A 24,817-nucleotide genomic window follows, 5' to 3' on the forward strand; every position below is an offset into this window, starting at 1 on the left:
GACACCTCACGGCGCGCCCCCGCTCCCGACGCGGATCCCCGGGCTCTTACCGCCCGAACCCGTCCGAGATGATCTCGATGAGCTCCTCGCGCTCCTCCACCGGCAGGAAGGCCCCCGCCGCCGCGTTCAGCTGGAACGCCTCGAGGTCGTCGAGGTCGTACTCGAAGGCCTGCGCCAGCAGTCCGAGCTCGCGCGTCAGCGTCGTCGCGCTCATCAGGCGGTTGTCGACGTTCACCGTGACCGAGAAATCGAGCTGGTACAGCAGGTCGAACGGGTGGGCGTCCATCGTGTCGCCCCAGGCCGTGACGGCTCCCGACTGCAGGTTCGACGTCGGCGACAGCTCGAGCGTGATCTCACGGTCGCGCACCCAGCGTGCCAGGTCACCGAACGTCACCTGCACCTCCTCGCCCTCGCGCGAGACGACGTCGAGATCGTTGGCGATGCGCACGCCATGGCCGAGGCGCAGCGCCCGCCCGTCGAGAAGAGCGGAGCGAATGGATGCCAGTCCCGCACCCTCCCCCGCGTGCACGGTCGTGGGGAAGAACTGCTCCGCCAGATAGTCGAACGCCGCGCGATGCCGCTGCGGCAGGAACCCGTCCTCGGGGCCGGCGAGGTCGAAGCCGACCACCCCGCGCCCGCGCCACGAGACCGCCAACTCGGCGATGTCGCGCGCGTTGTCGTTGTGGCGCAGCGCCGTGAGCAGCTGTCCCACGCGAATGTCGCGCCCGCGCGCATCCGCGGCATCCTCTCCCGCTTCGATGCCCTCCTGCACGGCGTCCACGACGTCGTCGAGGCTCAGTCCGCGGGTGAGGTGCTGCTCGGGAGCCCACCGCACCTCGCCGTAGACCACGCCGTCGGCGGCGAGGTCTTCGACGAACTCCTTGGCCGTGCGCACGAGCCCCTCGCGCGTCTGCATGACCCCGACGGTGACCGAGAACTTCTCGAGGTAGTCCTCGAGCGAGCCGCCGTCGATGTGGTCCGAGAACCACGAGGTGAGGCCCGTGACGTCATCGGCGGGCAGGTCGAGCCCGATCTCGTCGGCCAGCTCGAGCACCGTCTGCGGACGCAGCCCGCCGTCGAGGTGATCGTGCAACGAGACCTTCGGCAGGTCGACGATCTTCGTCCGTCCGATACGGAAGTCTTCGGATGCCACGGTGTCCTTCTTTCCGGATGCCATCACGCGGTGATGCGCTCACGCACGATCGACGAGGCCGCCGGGGCGGTGTCGCCGATCTCGAGCGCTCCCTCGACGGCTTCGAGCGCGCGCTCGAAGCGCGACGCGTCGTCGGCCGACAGGGTGAACAACGGCTGGCCCGCGGCGACCGACTGCCCGACGGTGACGTGCAGGTCGATGCCCGCGGCGTGCACGACGGCGTCCTCCGCCCGGGCACGGCCCGCGCCCAGACGCCAGGCGCCGATGCCGAAGGGCAGGGCCTCGACGCGCGAGACCACGCCCGAGCGCTCGGCGACGACCGTGTGCGTCTCGCGGGGCGTCGGGAGCGCGGCATCCGGATCACCGTCCTGCGCACGGATCATCCGGTTCCAGACGTCCATCGCGCGGCCGTCCTTCAGCGCGGCCTCGACGTCGGCGTCGGGCTTGCCCGCCAGCGTGAGCATCTCGCGGGCGAGCGCGACCGTCAGCTCGACGACGTCGGCGGGGCCTCCGCCGGCGAGCACCTCGACCGATTCGCGCACCTCGTTGGCGTTGCCGATCGCGAGCCCCAGCGGGGTGTTCATGTCGGTCAGCAGCGCGGTGGTGTTCACGCCCGAGTCGGTGCCGAGGGCGACCATCGTCTCGGCGAGCTCGCGCGCGCGGTCGATGTCCTGCATGAAGGCGCCCGAGCCGAACTTCACGTCGAGCACGAGCGAGTCGGTGCCCTCGGCGATCTTCTTCGACATGATGCTCGAGGCGATCAGCGGGATCGCCTCGACCGTGCCGGTGACGTCGCGCAGTGCGTAGAGCTTCTTGTCGGCGGGGGCCAGGCCCGTACCGGCGGCGCAGATGACCGCGCCCACGTCGCGCAGCTGCGCCATGATCTCGTCGTTCGACAGCGCCGCGCGCCAGCCGGGGATCGACTCGAGCTTGTCGAGCGTGCCGCCGGTGTGGCCGAGTCCGCGACCCGAGAGCTGCGGCACCGCGACGCCGAAGGCCGCGACCAGCGGGGCCAGCGGCAGGGTGATCTTGTCGCCCACGCCACCGGTCGAGTGCTTGTCTACGGTGACCTTGCCGAGCGAGCCGAAGTCCATCCGCTCGCCCGAGGCGATCATCGCGTCGGTGAGCACGCGGATCTGATCCCGGCCCAGGCCGTTCAACAGGACCGCCATCGTGAACGCCGACATCTGCGCGTCCATCACGTAGCCGCGGGTGTAGGCGTCGACCAGCCAGCGGATCTCGCCCTCGGTGATGGCGCGTCCGTCGCGCTGGGCGCGGATGATGTCGACGGCGTCGTACTGCTCGGCGCTCATCGTGCCGCCTCCTCGAGGTCGCGGGGGCCGAAGGCGTCGGGCAGCACCTCGTCGATGGTCCGGATGCCGCTGACGGTCTCGAGCAGCATGCCCGGGATGGCGTGCTCGAACAGCAGCTGACGGCAGCGGCCGCACGGCATGAGCGTGCGCCCCTCCCCGTCGACGCAGACGAAGGCCACGAGCTGGCCGCCCCCGCTCATGTGCAGGTCGGACACCAGTCCGCACTCGGCGCACAGCGTCACGCCGTAGGAGGCGTTCTCGACGTTGCACCCCGAGACGATGCGCCCGTCGGCGACGAGCGCTGCGGCGCCCACCTTGAAGCGCGAGTAGGGCGCGTACGCGCGGTGCATGGCATCCGTGGCGGCCGAACGGAGTTCGTCCCAGTCGATGTCGGTCATCGTGGAGTGGTGGATCCTCTCGTGAAGGGAAGGGGGTCAGCCCTTGATGTAGGGCTTTCCGGCAGCCGCGGGGCCCCGGATCTGTCCGGCGAAGCCCGCCACCGCGATGATCGTCACGACGTAGGGCAGCATGAGCATGAACTCGCTGGGGATGGGGGTGCGCAGCACGGTCAGCAGGTTCTGCAGGTTGGTCGCGAAGCCGAACAGCAGCGCGGCGAGGGTCGCGCGGATCGGGTCCCACCGGCCGAAGATGACGGCGGCGAGGGCGATGAAGCCGAGGCCCGCGGTCATCTCCTTGGTGAACTGCCCCACCGACACGAGGGTGAAGTACGCGCCGCCGATGCCGGCGATGGCGCCCGCGAGCGAGACGTTCCAGAAGCGGCTCGAGTTGACCTTGATGCCGACGGTGTCGGCGGCCTGCGGGTGCTCGCCCACGGCGCGCAGGCGCAGGCCCCAGCGCGTGCGGTACAGGCCCCACGCCACGACGGCGACCACGGCGTACATCAGGTAGACGATGAAGGTCTGGTTGAACAGCACCGGTCCGATGATCGGGATATCGCCGAGCAGCGGGATCTCGATGCGCGGGAAGCGCTCCGGGCGGTTCAGCACGTCCTCGTTCGGCACGAGCAGCGCGCCGTAGAGGAAGCCCGTGAGGCCGGTCACGAGCACGTTGAGCACGACACCGACGATCACCTGGTCGACGAGGTACTTGATCGAGAACGCCGCGAGCACGAATGCCACCAGGACGCCGCCGACCATGGCCGCGACGAGTCCGAGGAAGGGGTTGCGGGTGAGGGATGCCACGAGCGCGGCGCTGAACGCCCCGAACAGGAACTGGCCCTCGATGGCGACGTTCACGACGCCGACCCGCTCGCCGATGACACCGCCCAGCGCGCCGAAGATCAGCGGCACCGACAGCGAGACCGCACCGAACAGCAGACCGGTGACCGGCACGAGCCCGTCGGCGGCGGCCCACACGAGGAACGCGAACACGGCCAGCGCCCCGAAGGCCACCGGCAACCACAAGGGGGTGCGGCGGTAGCTCACGGCGTCCCAGACCGACCACGCCGTCAGCAGCACGAGCAGCACGAGCACGCTCCAGCTCGTGACCGCGGTGGGCACCGCGACGGTGCCGAGGTCGATGTCCGACGCCGGGTCGCCGAGGCGGAAGCTGCTCTGGCCGTCGCGCGGGACGAGGGCGAACAGCAGCGCGAGCAGGACGGTCACGACCACCAGGCTCACGGCCAGCTTGATGTGGCGCACGCGCACCGTGGTCAGCTGGATCGCGTCATCCGCGAGATGCGTCGCGGTCATGCCGCCACCGCCTTCTTGGCCGCCTTGGCCCGGTCCTTGGCCGCGCGCTCGGCCTCGCTCTTGGGGAGGAAGAAGATCGTGCGCACCAGCGGCGGGGCCGCGATGAACAGCACGATGAGGGCCTGCACGACGAGCACGATGTCGACGGGGATGCCCTGCGACGCCTGCATCGTGAACGAGCCCGACTTGAGGGCACCGAACAGGATGCCGGCGGCGAACACGCCCCACGGACGACTGCGGCCGAGCAGGGCCACGGTGATGGCGTCGAAGCCGATGCCCGAGTCGATGAGACCGTCGAAGCCCGTGGTCACCGCGCCCTGGATCTGGTTCATGCCGGCCAGGCCCGCGAGGCCTCCGGCGAACAGCATCGCGTAGACGTACATGCGGGGCACCGAGATGCCCGCCGCGCGTGCGGCGTGCGGGTTCTCGCCGACGGCGCGCAGGCGGAAGCCGAGGCTCGAGCGCTCCATGAGCCACCACACGAACACCGTCGCCGCGATCACGAGCACGAAGCCGAGGTCGAGGAGCGGGAACTGGGGTCCGAACAGCTCGGGGAACTGGGCGCCCGCCGGAGTCGCCGACGAGATCGGCTGGTCACCCGCGGGACGCTGCAGCAGGCCGGGGGTACGCACCATCCACGTCACCAGGTAGTAGGCGACGTAGTTGAGCATGATCGTGAGGATGACCTCGTGCGCCCCGGTGCGGGCCTTGAGCAGACCCACGATGCCGCCCCACAGCGCTCCGCCGGCGATGCCGACGATGAGCGTCAGCGGGAGCTGAATGATCATGGGCAGGTCGAGGTTGAAGGTGATCAGACCGGCGAACGCGCAGGCGATGAGGATCTGACCGCGCCCACCGATGTTGAACAGGCCCACGCGGAAGGCGAGGGCGACGCCGAGACCGGCGGCGATCAACGGGGCCGCGAACCCGAGCGTGTTCGTGAGCGGGCGGATCTGCGCGCCGAAGTCGGAGACACGGGAGTTGAACACCGCACCGCGGAACAGCGCCTCGTATCCGCCGTAGACGGAGTTCCAGATCGCGGCCAGCATGTCGCCGGGACGGGCGAAGAAATAGCCCGCGGTCACGCGCACCTGGTCGTTCGTGGCGGCCATCAGGATGCCGCCCACGATCATCGCCGCGACCACGGCCAGCACCGTGGTGATCCACGACGAACGCAGCAGCTCGGTGAGGAACTGGTTCGTGCGCGGCGGGGCGGGCGTCTCGGCCGGGGTGTGACCGGTCAGCGGACCCGATGCGGTCGGCAGCTGCTCGGGCGGGAGACCGGAGTCCCCGTTCGCACCCGTGCTCGGGATGTGGCCGCTCACGCTGTCTCCTCCGCGGGCTGCTCGCCCGCCATCATGAGCCCGAGGACCTCGCGCGGGGTGTCCCCCGGGACGATTCCCACGATGCCGCCGCGGTACATCACCGCGATGCGGTCGCCGAGGGCGGCGATCTCGTCGAGCTCGGTCGACACGACGATCACGGGCACGCCCGCATCGCGCGCGGCGACGATCTGCTTGTGGATGAATTCGATGGAGCCGACGTCGACGCCACGGGTGGGCTGGGCGGCGACGAAGAGCTTCAGGGGCCGGCTCATCTCGCGGGCGATGACGACCTTCTGCTGGTTGCCGCCCGAGAGGGTGCCGACGGGGGTGGATGCCGACTGCGTGCGGATGTCGTACTCGGCGATGCGGTCGCGGGCGAACGAGTTGAGCGCTGCGCGCTTGATCGTCCCGCCGGAAACGAAGGCGGAGTCGGAGGACCGGTCGAGGATGAGGTTCTCGGCGACGGAGAACCCGCCGACCAGGCCGTCTTCCTTGCGGTCTTCGGGAACGAAGCCGACGCCCGCGTCAAGGATGGCGCGCACGCTCTTGCCGACGAGGTCGGTGCCGTCGAGGTCGACGGTTCCGCTCACGCCGTCGGCGAGACCCACGATGGCCTCGACGAGCTCGGTCTGGCCGTTGCCCTGCACGCCTGCGATCGCGACGATCTCGCCGGGGCGCACGTCGAGATCGACGCCGTCGACGACGACGGTCCCCTCGGGCGTGACGACGCGGAGGTCGCGGATGGACAGACCTCCGGATGCCGCGGCCTTCGGGGCTTCCTTCACGACGGTGAGCTCGACGGCGCGGCCGACCATGAGGGAGGCGAGTTCACCGTTGCTCGCGGTGGGCTCCGCCTCGCCGACGATCTTGCCCAGGCGGACCACGGTGATGCGGTCGGCCACCTCGCGCACCTCGCGGAGCTTGTGCGTGATGAAGACGATCGAGGTGCCCTCGTCGCGCAGCTGCCGCATGATGCCCATGAGCTCGTCGGTCTCCTGCGGAGTGAGCACGGCCGTGGGCTCGTCGAACACGAGCACCTTGGCATCCCGAGACAGAGCCTTGATGATCTCGACGCGCTGCTGCACTCCCACGGGCAGGTCGCCCACGAGGGCGTCGGGGTCGACCTCGAAGCCGAAGCGCTGCGCGACGTCGCGCACATGCTGGCGGGCGGCGTTCAGGTCGAGCGCACCCAGCGCCTTGGTGCTCTCGTGGCCGAGCATGACGTTCTCGGCGACGGTGAAGACGGGGATGAGCATGAAGTGCTGGTGCACCATGCCGATTCCCGCGGCCATGGCGTCGCCCGGGCCGCGGAAGCGCTGGACGACGTCGTCCAGCAGGATCTCGCCCTCATCGGCCTGGTAGAGGCCGTAGAGGACGTTCATGAGTGTGGATTTACCGGCACCGTTCTCTCCGAGGAGAGCGTGGATCTCACCAGGCTGGACGACCAGATCGATGTGGTCGTTCGCAACCAGGGACCCGAACCGCTTGGTGATACCGCGGAGCTCGAGCTTCATGCTGTGCACCCTATTCGAAGACGTTGAGAAGACGGAAAGAAACCGCGGTCGCTCGGACTGCTGGTCCGAGTGACCGCGGCTGATTCCCTGGGGCCTCACGGCCGCGGTCGCCCGGACTCGACATCCGGGCGACCGCGGCTTCGCGAGCGCTGCTTACGGCGAGCTGGGCGAGGTGACCTTGAGCGAGCCGGAGACGATCTGCTCGCGCAGAGCCGACAGCTCGTCCTGCAGACCGGCGGGCAGCGTGAACTTCGAGTTGAAGTCGGCCAGGCCGACGCCGTCGTTCTCGAGCGTGCCGACGTAGGGGGTCACGTCGAAGTCGCCCTTGGCGGCCTGCGTCACCGAGTCGTAGACGGCGCTGTCGATGCGCTTGAGGACCGACGTCAGAACCAGGTCGGCCACGTTCGGGTCGGCCTTGGCGAGGTCGGAGTCCACACCGAGCATGACGCTCTTCGAACCGCTGTCGCGGATCGCGTCGGCCGCGCTGCTGTAGATCGGGCCACCGACGGGCAGGAGCACGTCGACACCCTGGTCGAGCAGACCCTGAGCGGCCTGCTTGGCCGCGTCGTTGGCGGCGAAGCCACCGGTGAACGAACCGTTCTGGGCGGCGACGTCCCATCCGAAGGTCTGGACGCTCGCGCCCTTGTCCTCGTCGTACTTCTTCACGCCGTCGACGAAGCCGTCCATGAAGATGGTGACGGGCGGGATCGGGATGCCACCGACGGTGCCGACCTTGTTGACACCGTTCTCCGCCGAGTAGGCGGCGGCGGCGTAACCTCCGAGGTATGCGGCCTGGACGGTGTCGAACAGCAGCGGCTTGATGTTCGGGGCGTCGGTCTTGCCGTCGTTGTCGGTGTCGGCACGGTCGTCGATGATCGCGTACTGCAGGTTGGGGTTCGCCTTGGCGGAGGCCACGGTGTCGGCGCTCAGCTTGAAGCCGACCGCGACGATGAAGGTGCAGCCCTCGGCGACGAGGTTCTCGAGGTTGGGGGCGTAGTCGTTCGCCGAGCTGGACTCGACCTCGATCGCCTTGACGCCGAGCTCGCTCGCCGCCTTGTCGATGCCCTCCTTGGCCGACTGGTTGAACGAGCGGTCGTTCCAGCCGCCGTCATCCGAGATGATGCAAGGGGTGAAGCCCTCGACGATGTCTCCCCCGGCGGCAGCGGTCGAGCCGGTGCTCTCGGGCGCAGCGCCGCAACCGGCGAGCAGCACGGCGGCGCCGATCATGGCGAGACCGCTGACGACGGCCTTCTTCGTGGTCTTCACGAATGGTCCTCCAAGACGGATGCCCCCAACGGGTTCGGGGGACGATCCCGTCACGTTACCTACTGTGTCGCCGGGCTTGCGCCCCGGGAGCCCCCGCGCGGGCCAATGGTTACAAAGACGCAATCTCGCGTCACGCCCCCGCCACACGCGCGGACAGGAAGAGACCGGATGCCATGAGGTATGGCATCCGGTCTCAGAACTCGTCAGGGGGTACGCGATGTCAGAGGACGTCGCCCCGCCCGGTCAGCTTGAGGGCGTCCACGACGCCCTTCACGCGCTGGGCGTTCTCGCTCGTGGTGACCAGCAGAGCGTCGGGGGTGTCGACCACGACGATGTCGCGGACGCCGATCAGGCTGATGACGCGCTTGGTCTGCGAGACGACGATGCCGCTCGATGCGTCGGAGAGCACGCGCGCATCTTCGCCGAGGATGGCGAGCTCGTTGCGTCCGCCCGAGGAGTTGAGCTTGGACAGGCTCGCGAAGTCCCCGACGTCGTCCCAGTCGAAGTGGCCGGGGATCACAGCGAGCCGGCCCTTCTCGGCGGCCGGTTCGGCGACGGAGTAGTCGATGGCGATCTTCTTCAGGCCCGGCCAGATGCGGTCGACCGCGGGGCCGCGGCGGTCGCGGTCGTCCCACGCCTCGGCGAGCTCGAGCAGGCCCGCGTGCAGCTCGGGCTCGTTGACGGCGAGTTCGGCGAGCAGGACGTCGGCGCGCGTGATGAACATGCCCGCGTTCCACAGGTAGGCGCGGTCCGCGAAGTACTGCTTCGCGGTGTCGAGATCGGGCTTCTCGACGAAGCGCTCGACCATGTAGGCCTCGGGGGCGCCGTCGACGATGAGCTCGTCGGCCTGCTTGATGTAGCCGAATCCGACCGACGGTTCGGCGGGCTGGATGCCGATCGTGCAGATGTAGCCCTCGCGGGCGACCGCGACGGCCTGACGCACGGCGAACTCGAACTGACGGGTCTGGCGGATGACGTGGTCGGCCGCGAACGAGCCGATGATGACGTCGGGCTCGCGGCGGACGAGGATCGCGGCGGCGAGGCCGATTGCCGCCGAGGAGTCGCGCGGCTCCGATTCGAGGAAGACGTTGTGGTCGGGAACGCCCGGCAGCTCGCGCTCGACCGCGGCGCGGTGGGCACGGCCGGTCACGACCGCGATGCGCCCGTCGCCGGAGAGCGGGGCGAGCCGGTCCCACGTGTCGCGCAGCAGCGTCTGCCCCGACCCGGTCAGGTCGTGCAGGAACTTGGGCGCGTCCGCGCGGGAAAGGGGCCACAGGCGGCTGCCGATCCCTCCGGCGGGGATCACGGCGTAGAAGTCGTCGATAGCGGGGTCTGCCATGCTTGCGACCCTATCGGTCGCGCCTGCGGGTACCCTCACGCCCCGAGGCCGAGCGGGGGTGAACGCGCGGGGTGAACCGACCCCCGAGATATCTCGATATCGAGAGAGTCTTAGGCGGCCCTAATCCCCGCCGTTCATAGCCCGGACGTAGTATTCATTGGCGCCCGTGTGACGCTCGGGGCCCGTGCGAGGCCCCACACCGTGTTCGATCAGGGAGGACGACCGTGTCAGCACCAGCACGCGCCACGCCGTCGGTGAAAGAGACCACCTCGAAGAGGCCGCGCGGCACTCTCTACCGGGGCCGCGAGGGAATGTGGTCGTGGGTGCTTCACCGCATCACCGGTGTGGCCATCTTCTTCTTCCTCCTGGTGCACATCCTCGACACGGCGCTCATCCGCGTCTCGCCCGAGGCCTACGACGCCGTCATCGGCACCTACAAGAACCCGATCATGGGCCTCGGCGAGGTGGCCCTGGTCGGCGCCATCGCTTACCACGCCTTCAACGGCCTGCGCATCATCCTCGTGGACTTCTGGCCGTGGGCCACGCGTCACCAGCGTCAGCTGTGGTGGGGCGTGCTGGGCCTCTGGGTCGTCACGATGCTCGGGTTCACCCCGCGCCACCTGATCAACGTCTTCAGCGCCGTCACCGGGAGCCACTGATGTCCGTCGCCCAAGAAGCCGCCACGATCCCCGCCCCTCGCACGCCCAGCGTGCGCAAGAAGGGCTCCAACCTCGAGAAGTGGGGCTGGATCTACATGCGCGCCTCCGGCGTGCTGTTGATCGTCCTGATCTTCGGCCACCTCTTCGTCAACCTCATGACGGGCGACGGCATCCACCAGATCGACTTCGCCTTCGTCGCGGGCAAGCTCTCCACGCCGTTCTGGCAGTGGTGGGACGTCCTGATGCTGTGGCTGGCTCTCATCCACGGTGCCAACGGCATGCGCACGATCGTCAACGACTACGTCGGCAACGCCACCGTCCGCAAGATCCTCATCGGGTCGCTGTGGGCGTCGGCCGGATTCCTCATCCTGCTCGGCACGCTCGTCGTCTTCACCTTCGACCCCTGCCTCGGCGTGACCGAGAGCAGCTCCCTGTGGGACGTGTGCCAGTCGGCCTGAGCCGGCGGCACCCCTTCTTTCCCCTGACAGCAGAGGCATTGCACACGTGAGCACTCAGACCGCTTCGGACTCGATCGTCAAGGACGGCGTCCACTACCACCAGTTCGACGTCGTCATCGTCGGCGCCGGCGGCGCCGGCATGCGCGCGGCCATCGAGGCCGGCCCCGGCGCGAAGACCGCCGTCATCTCCAAGCTCTACCCCACGCGTTCGCACACCGGTGCGGCGCAGGGCGGCATGGCCGCGGCCCTCGCCAACGTCGAAGAGGACTCCTGGGAGTGGCACACCTTCGACACCATCAAGGGCGGCGACTACCTCGTCGATCAGGATGCCGCGGAGATCCTCGCCAAAGAGGCCATCGACGCCGTCATCGACCTCGAGAACATGGGCCTGCCGTTCAACCGCACGCCCGAGGGCAAGATCGACCAGCGCCGCTTCGGCGGGCACACCGCCGACCACGGTAAGACCCCCGTGCGCCGCGCGTGCTACGCCGCCGACCGCACCGGCCACATGATCCTGCAGACGCTGTTCCAGAACTGCGTCAAGCTCGGCATCAACTTCTTCAACGAGTTCTACGTGCTCGACCTCGTCACCGTGAAGGACGCCGCGGGCAAGACGCAGGTCGCCGGTGTCGTCGCCTACGACCTGGCCACGGGCGAGCTGCACGTGTTCCAGTCGAAGGCCGTCATCTTCGCGACCGGCGGCTTCGGCAAGATCTTCAAGACCACCTCCAACGCCCACACCCTCACCGGTGACGGCGTCGGCATCGTGTGGCGCAAGGGACTGCCGCTGGAGGACATGGAGTTCTTCCAGTTCCACCCGACCGGCCTCGCCGGTCTCGGCATCCTGTTGACCGAGGGTGCACGCGGTGAGGGCGCGATCCTGCGCAACGCCAGCGGTGAGCGCTTCATGGAGCGCTACGCCCCGACCATCAAAGACCTCGCGCCCCGCGACATCGTCGCCCGCTGCATGGTTCAAGAGGTCGCCGAGGGCCGCGGTGCCGGCCCCCACCGCGACTACGTGCTGCTGGACTGCACGCACCTGGGCGCCGAGGTGCTCGAGACCAAGCTCCCCGACATCACCGAGTTCGCCCGCACGTACCTGGGCGTCGACCCGGTGGTCGAGCCGGTGCCGGTCATGCCGACCGCGCACTACGCCATGGGCGGCATCCCCACCAACATCAAGGCAGAGGTCCTCGCCGACAACGACACCGTCGTCCCCGGTCTGTACGCCGCCGGCGAGTGCGCGTGCGTCTCTGTGCACGGCTCGAACCGCCTCGGCACCAACTCGCTGCTCGACATCAACGTCTTCGGCAAGCGCGCCGGCCGCAACGCCGTCGAGTACGTCAAGACCGCCGACTTCGTGCCGCTGCCCGAAGACCCCGCCGCCGAGGTGCGTGGCCTCATCGAGAGCTTGCGCAACAACAGCGGCACCGAGCGCATCGCGGTCCTCCGCAAGACGCTGCAGGACGAGATGGACAAGGGCGCGCAGGTCTTCCGCACGCACGAGTCCCTCGCCCACGTCATGGACGTGATCGCCGACCTGCGCGAGCGCTATAAGAACATCCACGTCGACGACAAGGGCAAGCGCTTCAACACCGACCTGCTCGAGGCCGTCGAGCTGGGCTTCCTGCTCGACCTCGCCGAGGTCGTCGTCTACTCGGCGCAGAACCGCGAAGAGAGCCGTGGCGGTCACATGCGCGACGACTTCCCCACGCGCGACGACGAGAACTACATGCAGCACACGATGGCGTACCTGTCGGGAGACCCCCACTCGTCGCACCCGGCCGACCACATCGAACTCGGCTGGAAGCCCGTCGTGTTCACCAAGAACGAGGCCGGGGAGCTGCGCTACCCGCCGCTGGAGAGGAAGTACTGAGATGGCATCCACCGTCATCGAGCAGGTCGATACCTCGGAAGAGGTCGAGCAGACTCCCGAGGACACCGGCATCCAGTCGTTCCTCGTCACCTTCAACATCCGCCGCTTCGACCCCGAGGTCGACGACGAGCCGCGCTGGGTCGACTACGACGTGGAGCTGTACTCCACCGACCGCGTGCTCGACGCCCTGCACAAGATCAAGTGGGAGGTCGACGGCTCGCTGTCGTTCCGCCGCTCGTGCGCGCACGGCATCTGCGGTTCCGACGCGATGCGCATCAACGGCCGCAACCGCCTGGCCTGCAAGACGCTGATCAAGGATCTCGACATCTCGCAGCCGATCTACGTCGAGGCGATCAAGGGCCTGCCCCTCGAGAAGGACCTCATCGTCGACATGGAGCCGTTCTTCGCCTCCTACCGCGAGGTGCAGCCCTTCCTCATCTCGAACTCGAAGCCCGAGGCCGGCAAGGAGCGCGTGCAGTCGATCGTCGACCGCGAGGTCTTCGACGACACCACCAAGTGCATCCTGTGCGCCGCGTGCACCTCGTCGTGCCCCGTGTTCTGGACCGACGGGCAGTACTTCGGCCCGGCCGCGATCGTCAACGCGCACCGCTTCATCTTCGACTCGCGCGACGACGCGGGCGATGTGCGCCTCGACATCCTCAACGACAAAGAGGGCGTGTGGCGCTGCCGCACCACCTTCAACTGCACCGAGGCATGCCCCCGCGGCATCGAGGTCACAAAGGCCATCGCCGAGGTCAAGCAGGCCGTCCTGCGCGGCGGTCGCTGACCCCACTCCCTCGAACGGCGGGTGCGCTCCGGCGCCCCGCCGTTCGGCGTTCCCGGGGCGCGCCCGGTCTGCGGAGCTGTCGGCGCTCGAGGTCCCCTCCGTGCTCCCGCTCGCAGAGACACACGTTTCTCGCAGACCTCGCCCGGAAAGATGCGAGTTTCGCGTCGTTCTCCGAGATTCCGGATGCCACGACCCCGCGCGACCCGCATCGGACGCGACGACGGGGCCCCGGCATCCGGTCATCTAGGCTTTCCGGGTGACCGAGACCTCTGCCGATCCGCGTCCGCTGCCCGCGGTGCGCGCCGACGACACGTCTCTGCGCGAGCGGCTCGCGGAGGCGCAGACCGCGGTTCGGGAGCGACTCGACCAGCCCCTCGCACGCGCGCAGCGCATCGCGCAGTGGTTCCCCATCCGGGTGTGGCGCCACTTCCTGCAGCACAACGGCTTCCTGCTGGCGGCGGGCATGAGCTACCAGGGCCTGTTCGCGGTGTTCTCCGCGCTGTACCTCGCCTTCGCGGGCGTCGGGATCTGGTTGGGCGGCAGCAGGGCCGCCGTCGACGGACTCATCCGCATCGTCAACAGCTACATCCCCGCGCTCATCAGCGAGAACGGGCTGGTCTCGCGCGAGCAGGTCGAAACCGCCACGCAGGAGAGCGGGCGCCTGCTCACCATCACCGGCGTCGTGGCCGTCATCGTCGTCATCTGGACGGCGATCGGCTTCGTCACCTTCACGCGACGTGCTGTGCGCGACACCTTCGGCCTGCCGTTCGACACGCGCAACTACGTCATGCTCAAGGCCCGCGACTTCGTGGCGTCGGTGCTGTTCGGCATCTCGCTGCTCATCGGCGCGCTGCTCGGGTCGATCACGACGGGAGCCGTCGATCTCGTCTTCGGGCTCATCGGCTGGGACCGCGAGACGCTGGGATGGTCGGTGGGGGCCCGCGTCGTCTCGCTGGTCGTCGCTTTCGGGGTGAACACGGTGGCCCTCGCCTCGCTGTTCCGGTTCCTCACCGGGACGAGCCTCACCTGGCGGCGCACCTGGCCCGGTGCCGTGGTGGGCGCGACGGGGATGGTCGTGCTGCAGATCGGTGCGGGCTTCCTGTTCGTCTACTCGCCGTCCAACCCGCTGCTGTCGACGTTCACGGTGCTCATCGGCTTCCTGCTGTGGTTCCGCTTCATCGGCATCGTGATCCTCGTCTCGGCGGCCTGGATCGCCGTTGCCGCGGGCGATCGAGACGTCCCCCTGCGCTCGCCCGAAGACCGCCGGGCGATGGAGCAGGCCGCGCTCGTCATCGCCGCCCAGGTGGGTCTGCGCGAAGCCGAGAAGGCGCTCGCACTGTCGCGATGGCCGTTGCGCTGGCGGGCGAAGCGCCGGGTGATCGCCGCCCGGAAGACCCTCGCGCGCGCCGAGGCCGACGTCCCCGCCCCGCGCCGGACGTCGCTGCTGCCCGACTGAGCGGGTTCGATGTCTCCCGCGAGCCTCCCGCCGGTGCGCTCGGGGACGGCGGGCTCGATGTCGGAGGCCGCGGATAGGCTCGTCGGGTGGCTCGTTCCGTGCGTATCGTCTCCGTCAACGTCAATGGCATCCGTGCCGCCGTCCGCAAGGGCATGCTCGAATGGCTCGACGCCTCCGGCGCCGACATCGTCGCCCTGCAAGAGGTGCGGGCGACCGCAGAGCAGCTCGCCGAGGCCCTCCCCGGGTGGCAGATCGTCAACGACGAGGCCCTCGCGAAAGGGCGCGCGGGCGTGGCGATCATCAGTCGGCTGCCCGGAGTCGAGACCCGTACGCACCTCGGCCCCGAGCCGCTCGACGCATCCGGCCGCTGGATCGAGACCGACTTCGACATCGACGGCGAGGCCGTCACCATCGTCAGCGCCTACGTGCACAGCGGCGAGGTCGACACCCCCAAGCAGGACGCGAAGTGGCTGTTCCTCGACGCGATGGAGCGCCGCCTCGCCGAGTTGAGCGCCTCGACCGAGCTGGCCCTCGTCACGGGCGACCTGAACGTCGGCCACCGCGAACTCGACATCAAGAACTGGCGCGGCAACCGCAAGAACGCCGGGTTCCTGCCGCGCGAGCGTGCCTACTTCGACCGCTTCTTCGGCCCCGCGGGCGAGAAGGTCGAGGGCGTCGACGGCTCGATCGGCACTGGTCTCGGCTGGGTCGACGTGGGCCGGCGCGCGATGGGCGAGGTCGAGGGTCCGTACACGTTCTGGTCGATGCGCGGTAAGGCGTTCGACACCGACAGTGGCTGGCGGATCGACTATCACGTCGCCACGCCCGCCCTCGCCGAGCGCGTGAGCGCGTACCGGGTCGACCGCGCCCCGTCGTACGACACCCGGTGGAGCGACCACTCCCCCGTGATCGTCGACTACACGCTGGGGCGCTGACGCCGGAGGCTCTCCGAGGGCGGCGGCGCGTCCGGCTGCAGGCGGGCGGCGCGCCGGCGGCGGGTGTGCGCCGCCGGCGCGGCCTAGGATCGTACGGTGACCACCGAGCGCCTCTATTCCGGAATGCAGCCCTCCGCCGACAGCCTTCAGATCGGCAACTACATCGGGGCTCTCCTGCAGTGGCGCGACCTCCAGGACGAGTACGACGCCTTCTTCTCGGTCGTCGACCTGCACGCCCTGACGCAGCCCGGCGACCCCGCCGAGCGCCGCGAGAAGACCCGCCGCACCGCCGCCCAGTACATCGCCGCCGGCATCGAGCCCTCGCGCTCCACGCTGTACGTGCAGTCGCACGTGCCCGCGCACGCCGAGCTGCAGTGGGTGCTCTCGACCCTCACGGGCTTCGGCGAGGCCGGGCGCATGACGCAGTTCAAGGACAAGTCGGCCCGCTACGGCACGGATGCCACCAACGTCGGACTCTTCACCTACCCGGTGCTGATGGCCGCCGACATCCTGCTGTACCAGACCGACGTCGTGCCCGTCGGCGACGACCAGAAGCAGCACATCGAGCTCACGCGGGATCTCGCGGAGCGCTTCAACCAGCGTTTCGGTGAGACCTTCACGGTGCCCGAGCCGGTGATCCAGCGCGAGACCGCCCGCATCTTCGACCTGCAGAACCCGACGTCGAAGATGTCGAAGTCGGCCGAGTCCGACGCGGGCGTGCTGTGGCTGCTCGACGACCCGAAGGTCAGCGCGAAGAAGATCATGCGCGCGGTGACCGACTCCGAGGGCGCCGTGCGCTTCGACCGCGACGAGAAGCCGGGCGTATCGAACCTGCTCGTGATCTACTCGGCCCTCACCGGCCGCGAGATCACCTCGATCGAGGACGAGTACGCGGGCCGCGGCTACGGCGACTTCAAGAAGGGCCTCGCCGACGTCGTCGTCAACGAGTTCGAGCCGGTGCGCACGCGCGCCCTCGAGCTGCTCGACGACCCCGCCGAGCTCGACCGGGTGCTGGCCGTGAACGCGGGCAAAGCGGCATCCGTCGCCGAGACGACCCTCGCCGACGTCTACGACCGCATTGGCCTGCTCCGCCGCGGCTGACCCTTCCGCTCTCCGGCGCCCGCACGACTCGCCGAGTCGTGCGGGCGTCGTCGTCCGTGCGGTGACCGATGTGTCCGGGGTGCCGGGGGCGTCGGGCGTCGGCACTTCGGCGTGCACAACTCCTGCAGATGCCGCTGGGGCGCCGCTCGAACCGACCCACACGCACGATGTGCAGGAGTTATGCGCGCCGGGGCGGCGGCCGGGTGTCCGGTACCCACGCGCCCTGGCCCGCACAACTCCTGCAGATCAGGCCATACGAGGGCCGACCCGGGCACCCACCGCGACATCGCAGGAGTTGTGCACGCCGACCTGCGCCGGGCCCCCGCACCCCACCGCGCACAACTCCTGCAGATCAAGCCATACGAGGGCCGACCCCGGGCACCCACCGCGACATTGCAGGAGTTATGTACGCACGGGAGGGGGTCGCGGCCGCTCCGACCGTCAGATCAGCGCAGGAGTCGAGTCTTGAGCCCGGCGATCGCGGCTCGAACGCTGTCCGGCTTGTACAGGATCTCCTCCGCGATGAAGCGGAGGGTGAGGTAGCCCGCCGCCGCGGCAGCACGATCGCGGCGGCGATCCTCGCGCTGTGCGTCCCACGAGGAGTGGTGCGTCTTGCTGTCGCATTCGATGATCAGCCACTTCTCCACGACGAAGTCGACTCGACCGACGAGCGGGATGGAGACCTGTGCTTCCCAACACAGTCCGAGGCTGCGGAGCATGAGCCGGACCATCGTCTCCGGCCCGGACTCTGCGGAGGGATCGACGAGCCGCCGCAGAGATCGGAAGCGACGCGGCAGACGTCGAAAGACATCACCCACCTCGTTCTCCCGGATCAGCCCCGCGTACCACGCGCTGTCGAGGGATGCGACCAGGCTCCGTGGCGGCTGACACGAAGCGGATTGCACGAGCGCCTCGAGCAGAGGTGCACACGTCGCGCGTACCGCTGCCGAGCTCGAACGCCAGTGTCCTCGGACGTCAGGGCTGCGCGCCGGGAGGCGGCTGGCGTCACGCTCGAACTGCACGTGCAGATGGTCGGCATCGTGAGCGAAGACGCCTCGTGCTCTGAGCAGGGAGAGGCAGTCGAGCCGACCTCCGTACCCGACCGCACACACCACGTCCTTCGGCGAATCGGCCGGCAGGTAGTGGTCGCGGCGGGGGCGGAGCAGCTGTCCGGCCGCGACGGCCCTCGCGATGTGTGCGCGCGTGAGGCCTTGAGCACGGAGGTCGCGGGAGGAAGCGGAAACGGCGGACATGGGTCGAGACTTCCGCCTCGAAGGGGGCACGAACGGGCGGGAAAGACATCTGGGGATAACTCGTCTGCATGAACGACCGTGCGCAACTCCTGCAGATCTGGGCGCATGAGGGCTCATCCGGGCGGCGATCGCGGGATTGCAGGAGTTGTGCCCGATGCCGGGCGCGGCCGCGGGTAGCGTGGCGGAATGGAACCGGAGATCCTGCGGACCACCCGTCTCGAGCTGTCGGCCCCGCACGAGGGAGACATCGCCGCGATCCACGCAGAGTGCCAGGATGCCGACATCCAACGCTTCACGACGGTCCCCTCGCCATACCTCCCCGCCGACGCCGAGGCCTTCGTCGAGCTGACGCGCGGCTGGTGGGCCGAGGGGTCGGAGGCGACCTGGGCGATCCGCCTCGAGGGGAGTCTGGTCGGCATGGCGGGGCTCGCGAAGCTGCCGAGCGGCGGCCCGGAGCTCGGGTACTGGGTGTCGGCGCACGTTCGAGGGCAGGGTGTCGCGACCGAGGCGGCCCGCGCCGTCGTCGACTGGGGCTTCGCCGAGGACCGGCCCGCTGTGCAGCGCATCGAGTGGCGCGCGGTCGTCGGCAACGTCGGGTCGGCTCGCGTGGCCCGAGCGCTGGGCTTCCGCTACGAGGGACTGCTGCGGCAAGCGGGCGTCAACTCGCTCGGGCGCTCCGACATGTGGGTGGGCGGGCTGTTGCGCACCGACGACCGCGACCCGCAGCCCTGGCCCGTCCTCTAGGCCGGATGCAAGGCCCCGACCCGATGTCGGAGGTCGGTGGCACCATGGGCCCATGCCGGAGATGCCAGAAGTCGAAGGGCTCGTCGAGTTCCTGCGTGGGCGAGTGGCGGGACTGCGCGTCGACAAAGCCACCGTGTCGGCGATCAACGCTCTCAAGACGTACGACCCGCCCCTGACCGACCTCATCGGGGCGCAGGTCGTCGCCGTCGACCGGCATGGCAAGTTCGTCGATCTGGCGACCGACGGCGGGATCCATCTCGTGTTCCACCTCGCCAAGGCGGGGTGGCTGCGGTGGTACGACGCGCTTCCGGCCACGCTCATCAAGCCCGGGAAGACGCCTATCGCACTGCGCGTCGGGTTCGACGACGGCTCGGGCTTCGACCTCACCGAGGCGGGCACCAAGAAGTCGCTGGCGGTGTACGCGGTGACCGACCCCGCGGAGGTGCCCGGTATCGCCCGTCTCGGTCCCGACCCCCTGGGTGACGAGTTCGGTCGCACAGAGTTCGGGGCGCTGCTCGCCGGGCGTCGTACCCAGATCAAGGGCGTCCTCCGAGATCAATCGATCATCGCCGGCGTCGGCAACGCCTACTCCGACGAGATCCTCCACGCGGCCAAGATGTCGCCCTACGCCCTGGCTGCGAATCTGTCCGACGCCGAGGTCGATCATCTCTTCACCGCGATGACGACCACCCTGACCGAGGCGGTCGCCGCAGCCCGGGGCAAGCCGCCCGCCGAATTGAAAGACGCGAAGAGGCGGGGCATGCGGGTGCACGGGCGCCGCGGCGAAGCCTGTCCGGTGTGCGGTGACGAGGTGCGCAGCGTCTTCTTCGCCGACAACTCCCTCGAGTACTGCCCGACCTGCCAGACGGGCGGCAAGCTGCTCGCCGACCGCCGCCTGTCCCGGCTGCTGAAGTGAGGCTGGGTCGCCCACGGCCTCGGGCGGGCCCGGCGCGCGGCTGAGCCCGACGCGCGAGCCGCGGTACGCACGCGAGGCCGGACCGCCCGGACGGCCGACCCGCGAGGGCGTCGTGAATGCGCAAAAACAGGACGAAACGTCTCCGCGTGACAAGGAATGAAATCGCGCGACGCGCGTTGGATAGACTCCGAAGAGCAAAACGTGCTCCGGGGTCGGTGAGAATCCGAACCGGCGGTGATAGTCCGCGAACCCTTCCCTCTCGGGGGTGGGGCTGATCCGGTGGAATTCCGGGACCGACGGTGATGCGAGGGGTTTCCGTCGCTAGTCCGGATAGGAGGCAGCACGGACGGCGCATTTGCGCTTTCCCGCTGGCCCTGCCCCGATCCGCGGGAAGGACAGGGAATTGGCATCCGCCGTCGAGATCGACGCCATGCGGCGAGCGCTCCAGCTCGCCCGGCGCGGCCCGCGCGGGCTCAATCCCCAGGTGGGCGCCGTCATCCTCTCCGCCGACGGCCATGTCCTCGCCGAGGGGTACCACCGCGGCGCCGGCACCGCCCACGCCGAGGTCGACGCCCTCTCGCAGCTGACTCCGGATGCCACGCGTGGCGCCACCGCCGTCGTGACCCTCGAGCCCTGCAATCACACCGGGCGGACGGGCCCGTGCGCCGTCGCGCTCATCGACGCCGGCGTCGCGCGCGTCGTCTACGCCCTGGACGACCCCACCGACGCCGCGTCGGGCGGCGCCGACCGGCTTCGGGCGGCCGGCGTCGACGTCGAGGCGGGCCCCGAAGCGGATGCCGCCGAGCATCTCGTGCGCGACTGGACGCACCTCCAGCGCACGGGCCGCCCGCACGTGACTGTCAAGTGGGCGCAGAGCCTCGACGGTCGCGCCGCTGCCGACGACGGCACCAGCCAGTGGATCACCGGTCCCTCCGCACGCCGCGACGTGCACGCGCGACGCGCGCAGGCCGACGCGATCGTCGCCGGCACCGGCACCGTGCGCTCCGACGACCCGGCGCTCACCGCCCGCGCCGACGACGGTTCGCTCCTCGAGGGCCAGCCGACGCCCGTGATCATCGGCGAGAGCGAAACGGCTTCGGATGCCGCTGTGCGCCGCCACCCGCGCGACCCCCTGTTCTATGCGACCCACGACCTGCGCGCGGTGCTCGCCGACCTCGCCGAACAGGGCGTGCAGCGGGTCTTCGTCGAGGGCGGTCCGACCCTCGCGAGCGCTTTCGTGCGCGAGGGTCTCGCGGACGAGCTGCTCGTGTACATCGCCCCCGTCCTGCTCGGCGGCTCACGCCTCGCCCTCGGCGACGTGGGTGTTCCGAGCATCGACGCGGCGCGGCGGCTGGCCGTGGCATCCGTCACCCCCCTCGGTGACGATCTGCTGATCGTCGCCGCACCCGCGGGAGCCTCGCCCCGAAGCCCCGAGACTGTGCCCGCGGCCGCGGGAGAGAACGAAGGAGACGCCTGATGTTCACCGGAATCGTCGAAGAGATCGGCGCCGTCACCGCCGTGGAGCCCTCGGGTGACGGCGTGCGACTGACGGTGCGCGCCCCGCTGTCGGTGTCGGACGCCGGGCACGGCGACTCGATCTCGGTCAGCGGCGTCTGCCTGACGGTCGTGGATCAGGGCGAGGACTGGTTCACCGCCGACGTCATGAAGCAGACGCTGGACATGTCGACCCTCGCCGACGTGGCCCCCGGCCGCTCCGTCAACCTCGAGCGCGCCACTGCCGCCCACGGGCGCCTCGGCGGTCACATCGTGCAGGGGCACATCGACGGCACCGGCGTGGTCCGCGAGGTGCGGCCGGGCGCGCAGTGGAGCGTCGTGCGCGTCGGCATCCCGTCTCATCTCGCCCCGCTCGTGGTCGACAAGGGCTCGATCGCGATCGACGGGGTCTCGCTCACCGTCAGTGCCGTCAGCGCAGCCTCCGAGACCGAGCCGTGGCTGGAGGTCTCGCTGATCCCCGAGACGCTCGAGGCCACGACCCTCGGCCGGGCCGAAGCGGGCACGCCCGTGAATCTCGAGACCGACATCCTGGCCCGTCATGTCCAGCGCATGCTCGCCTTCCGCACGACAGAGAATCCCGCGGTGACCGCCGCACAGACCGAGAGGGGCTCCGTATGAGCCTGTCCACCATCCCCGAGGCCCTCGAGGCCCTGCGTCAAGGCCGACCGATCCTGGTCGCCGACGACGAAAACCGCGAGAACGAGGGCGACGTCATCCTGTCCGCCCAGTTGGCGACCCCTGAGGCTCTCGCGTGGACGGTCCGCTGGTCGAGCGGATACGTCTGCGCCCCCATGCCCGCCGAATGGGCCGACCGGCTCGAGCTGCCGCCTATGGTGGCGGTGAACGAGGACGCCCGCGGCACCGCCTACACGGTGAGCGTCGATGCCGCGTCGGGTGTGACCACCGGCATCAGTGCCGCCGACCGCGCGCGAACCCTCAACGTGCTGTCCGACCCCGAATCGGTTCCGACCAGTCTCATCCGCCCCGGGCACGTGCTTCCGCTGCGCGCCGTCGACGGCGGCGTCCGCGAGCGCGCCGGCCACACCGAGGCAGCGGTCGACCTCATGCGTCTCGCCGGACTCGAGCCCGTCGGAGCGATCGCCGAGGTCGTCGCCGAGGACGGCAGCATGATGCGTCTGCCCGGACTCTTCGAGCTCGGCGAGCGCGACGGCATCCCGGTCATCACGATCGAACAGCTCATCGGCTACCTCGACGAGACCGACCCGCTGCCGGCCACCGCCCCCGCGCGGCGCCGCGTGAGTCTGCGCGCCGAGTCGAACGTGCCCACCTCGCACGGGACGTTCCGCTTCCTCGCCTACAAGGACCGCGTCACCGGTACCGACCACCTCGCCGTCGTGTCGGGCGACCTCACGGAGCAGGCGCCGCTCGTGCGCGTGCACTCGGAGTGCCTGACCGGTGAGGCGTTCGGCTCGCTCAAGTGCGAGTGCGGCCCGCAGCTCGACGCCGCCCTCGACACGATCGACCGAGACGGCGGGATCGTGATCTACATGCGGGGTCACGAGGGTCGCGGCATCGGCCTGATCAACAAGCTGCGGGCGTACAACCTGCAGGAGCGGGGCCTCGACACCGTCGACGCCAACCTCGCGCTCGGCCTCCCCGCCGACGCACGCGATTACGCTGCCGCCGCTGGCATCCTCACCGACCTCGGGGTCGAGAAGGTCCGACTGCTCACGAACAACACCGATAAGGTCGCGCAGTTGCGCGGCTTCGGCCTCGACGTCGTCGAGCAGGTCCCCCTGCTGGTGGGTGTCGGACCGAACAACCACCAGTACCTCGAGACGAAGCGCGATCGAATGGGTCACATCATCGCCGAGGACGACCTGCGCGACGCCCTCGCGCACATGAAGGAAGAGAGCGCCTGATGGCCGGTAGTGGAGCACCCGAGACCGGCGGCGTCGACGCGTCGGGTCTGAACGTCGTCGTCATCGCCGGCACCTGGCACGAGGTGATCACGAACGGTCTGGTCGCCGGGGCGAAGAGGGTTCTGGATGCCACGGGCGCCACGTACCGCGTCGTGCGCGTGCCCGGTTCGTTCGAGCTGCCCGTGGCCGCTCGCGCGGCCTTCGACGGCGGAGCGGATGCCGTGGTCGCCCTGGGCGTGATCATCCGCGGCGGCACGCCGCACTTCGAGTTCGTCTCGTCGGCCGCGACCGACGGCCTGACCCGCGTCGCCCTCGACGCCGGCAAGCCGGTCGGCTTCGGCGTGCTCACCCTCGATGACGAGCAGCAGGGTCTGGACCGGGCGGGTCTGGAAGGGTCGAAGGAGGACAAGGGCGAGGAGGCCGCGGATGCCGCGATCCGCACCGCCCTCGTGCTGCGGGAGCTGCGCGGCTGACGTCGCCGGCGCAATCGCATCGCGCACGGTCGAGGATGCGTGCGCGGACGCCTCGACTCACCCCCGGGATCACCGGTCCGCCGTCTTCACCCCGGATAACGCAACTTTTCACCCGCGGATGTCGAACTGCGCCCCGGCTTCGCATGAGGTAAGCCGAGTCAGACTCGATCCGTGAACGATCCTCTCAGCGCTCCCGTCCTCCACGTCGTGCTCCGTACGACGCCCAGCGAGAACCGTAAGAACCGCCCTTCGTGGTACAGCAAAGACCGGTGCATCGCGTCACTTTTCGCGGCGGTGGACCGGGCTCGCGAGGCGGGTCTCGACGTGCGCGTGACCGCGGCGATCGATGTCTCTTCAGGCCGCCCTCTGCCCGGCTCAACGGCGCACCTTCTTCACCGAGCGGACGCCTTTCTCGCTGTCAGGGGCGGCACGGCCGCCAAGTCGTGGCGACCGGTCGTGCGGGCGGTCCGCTCGCAGATCCGGCCCGCCGACGCGGACCTGGTCTATTTCGTCGAGGACGACCACCTCCACCATCCCGATGCTCTCCAGCTCCTGGTCGACGGCACCGCCGATTACCGGCTTCTCTACGCGCTGGAGTCGGAGCACGGCGCGATCAGTCAGATTCGTCCGGGGTGGGCTCACGTCCCGGGAGGGACGTCGAGTTTCGCCGTGACGGGCCGCGCCTTCCGTTCGGACTTCCGCCGGCACCTCTTGATGTCATGCGGTGGCGGCGCATGGGACGAGCTCTCATGGCGCGCGCTCGGATCGCACGCCACACCACCGGGCGTCGAGTACATCCTGGCCCCTTTTCATCGGAGCTCGAAGTGGACGCGTCCGTGGGGGCTCAGACCCCTCCGGCACGCGGTGTTCCGGGCGTTGAGCCTTCTTCTCGCGCGCGGGCGCCGCAGGTCGATCGAGCTGCGGACGCCCATTCGAGCCACCCACTGCGAAAGCATCATGCTTGCGGGAGAGGAGGACTGGGGTGCTCTCGCCCGCTCGCTCGACTTGACGAGCGGCACGAGACCCCGACCCGGCGAAGCGGACGCCGCGGGGAAGATCCTCCTCAGAACCCGAGCCCGTGACGCACACACCGTCCTCGCTGCCCTTCTCGCCGAACCTCGCTGATCATGAGGGGCTGA

At 69.5% G+C, this 24,817-nt stretch carries 23 protein-coding genes; 14 read left to right on the plus strand and 9 right to left on the minus strand.

The features are described 5' to 3' along the window. Positions 1 to 46: 46 nt before the first annotated feature. The 8 genes from F9B98_RS02580 to F9B98_RS02615 all read right to left on the minus strand — a co-directional run bounded on the left by F9B98_RS02580 (position 47) and on the right by F9B98_RS02615 (position 9,622). Positions 47 to 1,177 (minus strand): adenosine deaminase, encoded by a 1,131-nt coding sequence (locus tag F9B98_RS02580; protein WP_225310196.1) that lies wholly within the window; start codon positions 1,175 to 1,177, stop codon positions 47 to 49. Beyond that, positions 1,177 to 2,466: a thymidine phosphorylase gene (locus F9B98_RS02585; protein ID WP_150952449.1), complete on the minus strand. Its 1,290-nt coding sequence runs from the start codon at positions 2,464 to 2,466 to the stop codon at positions 1,177 to 1,179. Before F9B98_RS02585 ends, F9B98_RS02580 begins: the two co-directional genes overlap by 1 nt. Further along, positions 2,463 to 2,864, minus strand: coding sequence for a cytidine deaminase (locus tag F9B98_RS02590; protein ID WP_013583709.1), 402 nt, complete (start codon positions 2,862 to 2,864; stop codon positions 2,463 to 2,465). The genes F9B98_RS02585 and F9B98_RS02590 overlap by 4 nt, the downstream gene beginning before the upstream one ends. Positions 2,865 to 2,900: 36 nt before the next feature. Further along, entirely contained in the window at positions 2,901 to 4,178 is a 1,278-nt protein-coding gene (locus tag F9B98_RS02595) for an ABC transporter permease (protein ID WP_150952452.1), read from the minus strand. Beyond that, positions 4,175 to 5,503 carry an ABC transporter permease gene (locus F9B98_RS02600; protein WP_150952455.1) on the minus strand — a complete coding sequence of 443 codons (1,329 nt, stop codon included), beginning with the start codon at positions 5,501 to 5,503 and terminating at the stop codon, positions 4,175 to 4,177. The genes F9B98_RS02595 and F9B98_RS02600 overlap by 4 nt, the downstream gene beginning before the upstream one ends. Next, positions 5,500 to 7,017, minus strand: a complete 1,518-nt coding sequence (locus tag F9B98_RS02605; protein WP_150952458.1) for an ABC transporter ATP-binding protein — start codon at positions 7,015 to 7,017, stop codon at positions 5,500 to 5,502. Before F9B98_RS02605 ends, F9B98_RS02600 begins: the two co-directional genes overlap by 4 nt. Positions 7,018 to 7,170: 153 nt before the next feature. Beyond that, a complete protein-coding gene (locus F9B98_RS02610; RefSeq protein WP_150955783.1) occupies positions 7,171 to 8,244 on the minus strand; it encodes a BMP family lipoprotein in 1,074 nt (357 codons plus the stop codon). A 259-nt stretch (positions 8,245 to 8,503) separates the two neighbouring features. Beyond that, the gene (locus tag F9B98_RS02615; protein ID WP_150952460.1) at positions 8,504 to 9,622 is read right to left on the minus strand and encodes a mannose-1-phosphate guanylyltransferase; all 1,119 of its coding nucleotides are present in this window, start codon (positions 9,620 to 9,622) and stop codon (positions 8,504 to 8,506) included. 224 nt (positions 9,623 to 9,846) lie between these two features. On the opposite strand from F9B98_RS02615, the gene sdhC reads away from it, so the two are divergent. From sdhC to trpS, 7 genes are all read left to right on the plus strand, one after another. After that, the gene (sdhC, locus tag F9B98_RS02620; RefSeq protein WP_013583715.1) at positions 9,847 to 10,281 is read left to right on the plus strand and encodes a succinate dehydrogenase, cytochrome b556 subunit; all 435 of its coding nucleotides are present in this window, start codon (positions 9,847 to 9,849) and stop codon (positions 10,279 to 10,281) included. After that, the gene (locus tag F9B98_RS02625) at positions 10,281 to 10,739 is read left to right on the plus strand and encodes a succinate dehydrogenase hydrophobic membrane anchor subunit (RefSeq protein WP_150952463.1); all 459 of its coding nucleotides are present in this window, start codon (positions 10,281 to 10,283) and stop codon (positions 10,737 to 10,739) included. Before sdhC ends, F9B98_RS02625 begins: the two co-directional genes overlap by 1 nt. Before the next feature lie 46 nt (positions 10,740 to 10,785). After that, a complete protein-coding gene (gene sdhA / locus F9B98_RS02630) occupies positions 10,786 to 12,615 on the plus strand; it encodes a succinate dehydrogenase flavoprotein subunit (protein ID WP_150952466.1) in 1,830 nt (609 codons plus the stop codon). A 1-nt stretch (position 12,616) separates the two neighbouring features. After that, on the plus strand, positions 12,617 to 13,402 hold the full coding sequence (locus tag F9B98_RS02635; RefSeq protein WP_116536175.1) for a succinate dehydrogenase iron-sulfur subunit: 786 nt from the start codon (positions 12,617 to 12,619) through the stop codon (positions 13,400 to 13,402). Positions 13,403 to 13,658: 256 nt separating this feature from the next. Further along, the gene (locus F9B98_RS02640) at positions 13,659 to 14,858 is read left to right on the plus strand and encodes a YihY/virulence factor BrkB family protein (RefSeq protein WP_150952469.1); all 1,200 of its coding nucleotides are present in this window, start codon (positions 13,659 to 13,661) and stop codon (positions 14,856 to 14,858) included. An 86-nt stretch (positions 14,859 to 14,944) separates the two neighbouring features. After that, a complete protein-coding gene (locus tag F9B98_RS02645) occupies positions 14,945 to 15,793 on the plus strand; it encodes an exodeoxyribonuclease III (protein ID WP_150952472.1) in 849 nt (282 codons plus the stop codon). A gap of 96 nt (positions 15,794 to 15,889) precedes the next feature. Beyond that, on the plus strand, positions 15,890 to 16,894 hold the full coding sequence (gene trpS / locus F9B98_RS02650) for a tryptophan--tRNA ligase (protein WP_150952475.1): 1,005 nt from the start codon (positions 15,890 to 15,892) through the stop codon (positions 16,892 to 16,894). A gap of 446 nt (positions 16,895 to 17,340) precedes the next feature. Here trpS and F9B98_RS16065 read toward each other — a convergent pair whose 3' ends face one another. Continuing rightward, complete coding sequence (locus F9B98_RS16065) at positions 17,341 to 17,613, minus strand: DUF559 domain-containing protein (protein ID WP_225310197.1); 273 nt, start codon at positions 17,611 to 17,613, stop codon at positions 17,341 to 17,343. Between the two features lie 720 nt (positions 17,614 to 18,333). On the opposite strand from F9B98_RS16065, the gene F9B98_RS02660 reads away from it, so the two are divergent. The 7 genes from F9B98_RS02660 (at position 18,334) to F9B98_RS02690 (ending at position 24,803) form a co-directional block, all read left to right on the plus strand. After that, positions 18,334 to 18,891: a GNAT family N-acetyltransferase gene (locus F9B98_RS02660; protein WP_150952482.1), complete on the plus strand. Its 558-nt coding sequence runs from the start codon at positions 18,334 to 18,336 to the stop codon at positions 18,889 to 18,891. A 52-nt stretch (positions 18,892 to 18,943) separates the two neighbouring features. Continuing rightward, positions 18,944 to 19,807, plus strand: coding sequence for an Fpg/Nei family DNA glycosylase (locus F9B98_RS02665; protein WP_150952485.1), 864 nt, complete (start codon positions 18,944 to 18,946; stop codon positions 19,805 to 19,807). A gap of 430 nt (positions 19,808 to 20,237) precedes the next feature. Further along, positions 20,238 to 21,284, plus strand: coding sequence for a bifunctional diaminohydroxyphosphoribosylaminopyrimidine deaminase/5-amino-6-(5-phosphoribosylamino)uracil reductase RibD (gene ribD, locus F9B98_RS02670; protein ID WP_150955786.1), 1,047 nt, complete (start codon positions 20,238 to 20,240; stop codon positions 21,282 to 21,284). Further along, a complete protein-coding gene (locus F9B98_RS02675; protein ID WP_150952488.1) occupies positions 21,284 to 21,940 on the plus strand; it encodes a riboflavin synthase in 657 nt (218 codons plus the stop codon). The genes ribD and F9B98_RS02675 overlap by 1 nt, the downstream gene beginning before the upstream one ends. Beyond that, positions 21,937 to 23,205 (plus strand): GTP cyclohydrolase II, encoded by a 1,269-nt coding sequence (gene ribA, locus F9B98_RS02680; protein WP_150952491.1) that lies wholly within the window; start codon positions 21,937 to 21,939, stop codon positions 23,203 to 23,205. Before F9B98_RS02675 ends, ribA begins: the two co-directional genes overlap by 4 nt. Further along, positions 23,205 to 23,678 (plus strand): 6,7-dimethyl-8-ribityllumazine synthase, encoded by a 474-nt coding sequence (gene ribH, locus F9B98_RS02685; protein ID WP_150952494.1) that lies wholly within the window; start codon positions 23,205 to 23,207, stop codon positions 23,676 to 23,678. The genes ribA and ribH overlap by 1 nt, the downstream gene beginning before the upstream one ends. A gap of 171 nt (positions 23,679 to 23,849) precedes the next feature. Then, positions 23,850 to 24,803: a hypothetical protein gene (locus F9B98_RS02690; RefSeq protein ID WP_150952497.1), complete on the plus strand. Its 954-nt coding sequence runs from the start codon at positions 23,850 to 23,852 to the stop codon at positions 24,801 to 24,803. Positions 24,804 to 24,817: the final 14 nt, after the last annotated feature.

It is taken from the genome of Microbacterium testaceum StLB037 (assembly GCF_008763945.1).
Classification (GTDB): Bacteria; Actinomycetota; Actinomycetes; order Actinomycetales; family Microbacteriaceae; genus Microbacterium; species Microbacterium testaceum_G.

Excerpts from the sequence above, each read along its gene's own strand:
- F9B98_RS02595 (WP_150952452.1), bottom strand. The coding sequence starts at position 4,178 with ATGACCGCGACGCATCTCGCGGATGACGCGATCCAGCTGACCACGGTG.
- F9B98_RS02610 (WP_150955783.1), bottom strand. The coding sequence starts at position 8,244 with ATGATCGGCGCCGCCGTGCTGCTCGCCGGTTGCGGCGCTGCGCCCGAG.
- F9B98_RS02635 (WP_116536175.1), top strand. The coding sequence starts at position 12,617 with ATGGCATCCACCGTCATCGAGCAGGTCGATACCTCGGAAGAGGTCGAG.
- F9B98_RS02675 (WP_150952488.1), top strand. The coding sequence starts at position 21,284 with ATGTTCACCGGAATCGTCGAAGAGATCGGCGCCGTCACCGCCGTGGAG.
- ribH (WP_150952494.1), top strand. The coding sequence starts at position 23,205 with ATGGCCGGTAGTGGAGCACCCGAGACCGGCGGCGTCGACGCGTCGGGT.
- F9B98_RS02605 (WP_150952458.1), bottom strand. The coding sequence starts at position 7,017 with ATGAAGCTCGAGCTCCGCGGTATCACCAAGCGGTTCGGGTCCCTGGTT.
- ribD (WP_150955786.1), top strand. The coding sequence starts at position 20,238 with ATGCGGCGAGCGCTCCAGCTCGCCCGGCGCGGCCCGCGCGGGCTCAAT.
- F9B98_RS02625 (WP_150952463.1), top strand. The coding sequence starts at position 10,281 with ATGTCCGTCGCCCAAGAAGCCGCCACGATCCCCGCCCCTCGCACGCCC.
- F9B98_RS02580 (WP_225310196.1), bottom strand. The coding sequence starts at position 1,177 with ATGGCATCCGGAAAGAAGGACACCGTGGCATCCGAAGACTTCCGTATC.
- F9B98_RS02590 (WP_013583709.1), bottom strand. The coding sequence starts at position 2,864 with ATGACCGACATCGACTGGGACGAACTCCGTTCGGCCGCCACGGATGCC.
- F9B98_RS02665 (WP_150952485.1), top strand. The coding sequence starts at position 18,944 with ATGCCGGAGATGCCAGAAGTCGAAGGGCTCGTCGAGTTCCTGCGTGGG.
- ribA (WP_150952491.1), top strand. The coding sequence starts at position 21,937 with ATGAGCCTGTCCACCATCCCCGAGGCCCTCGAGGCCCTGCGTCAAGGC.
- F9B98_RS02615 (WP_150952460.1), bottom strand. The coding sequence starts at position 9,622 with ATGGCAGACCCCGCTATCGACGACTTCTACGCCGTGATCCCCGCCGGA.
- F9B98_RS16065 (WP_225310197.1), bottom strand. The coding sequence starts at position 17,613 with ATGCTCCGCAGCCTCGGACTGTGTTGGGAAGCACAGGTCTCCATCCCG.
- F9B98_RS02585 (WP_150952449.1), bottom strand. The coding sequence starts at position 2,466 with ATGAGCGCCGAGCAGTACGACGCCGTCGACATCATCCGCGCCCAGCGC.
- F9B98_RS02660 (WP_150952482.1), top strand. The coding sequence starts at position 18,334 with ATGGAACCGGAGATCCTGCGGACCACCCGTCTCGAGCTGTCGGCCCCG.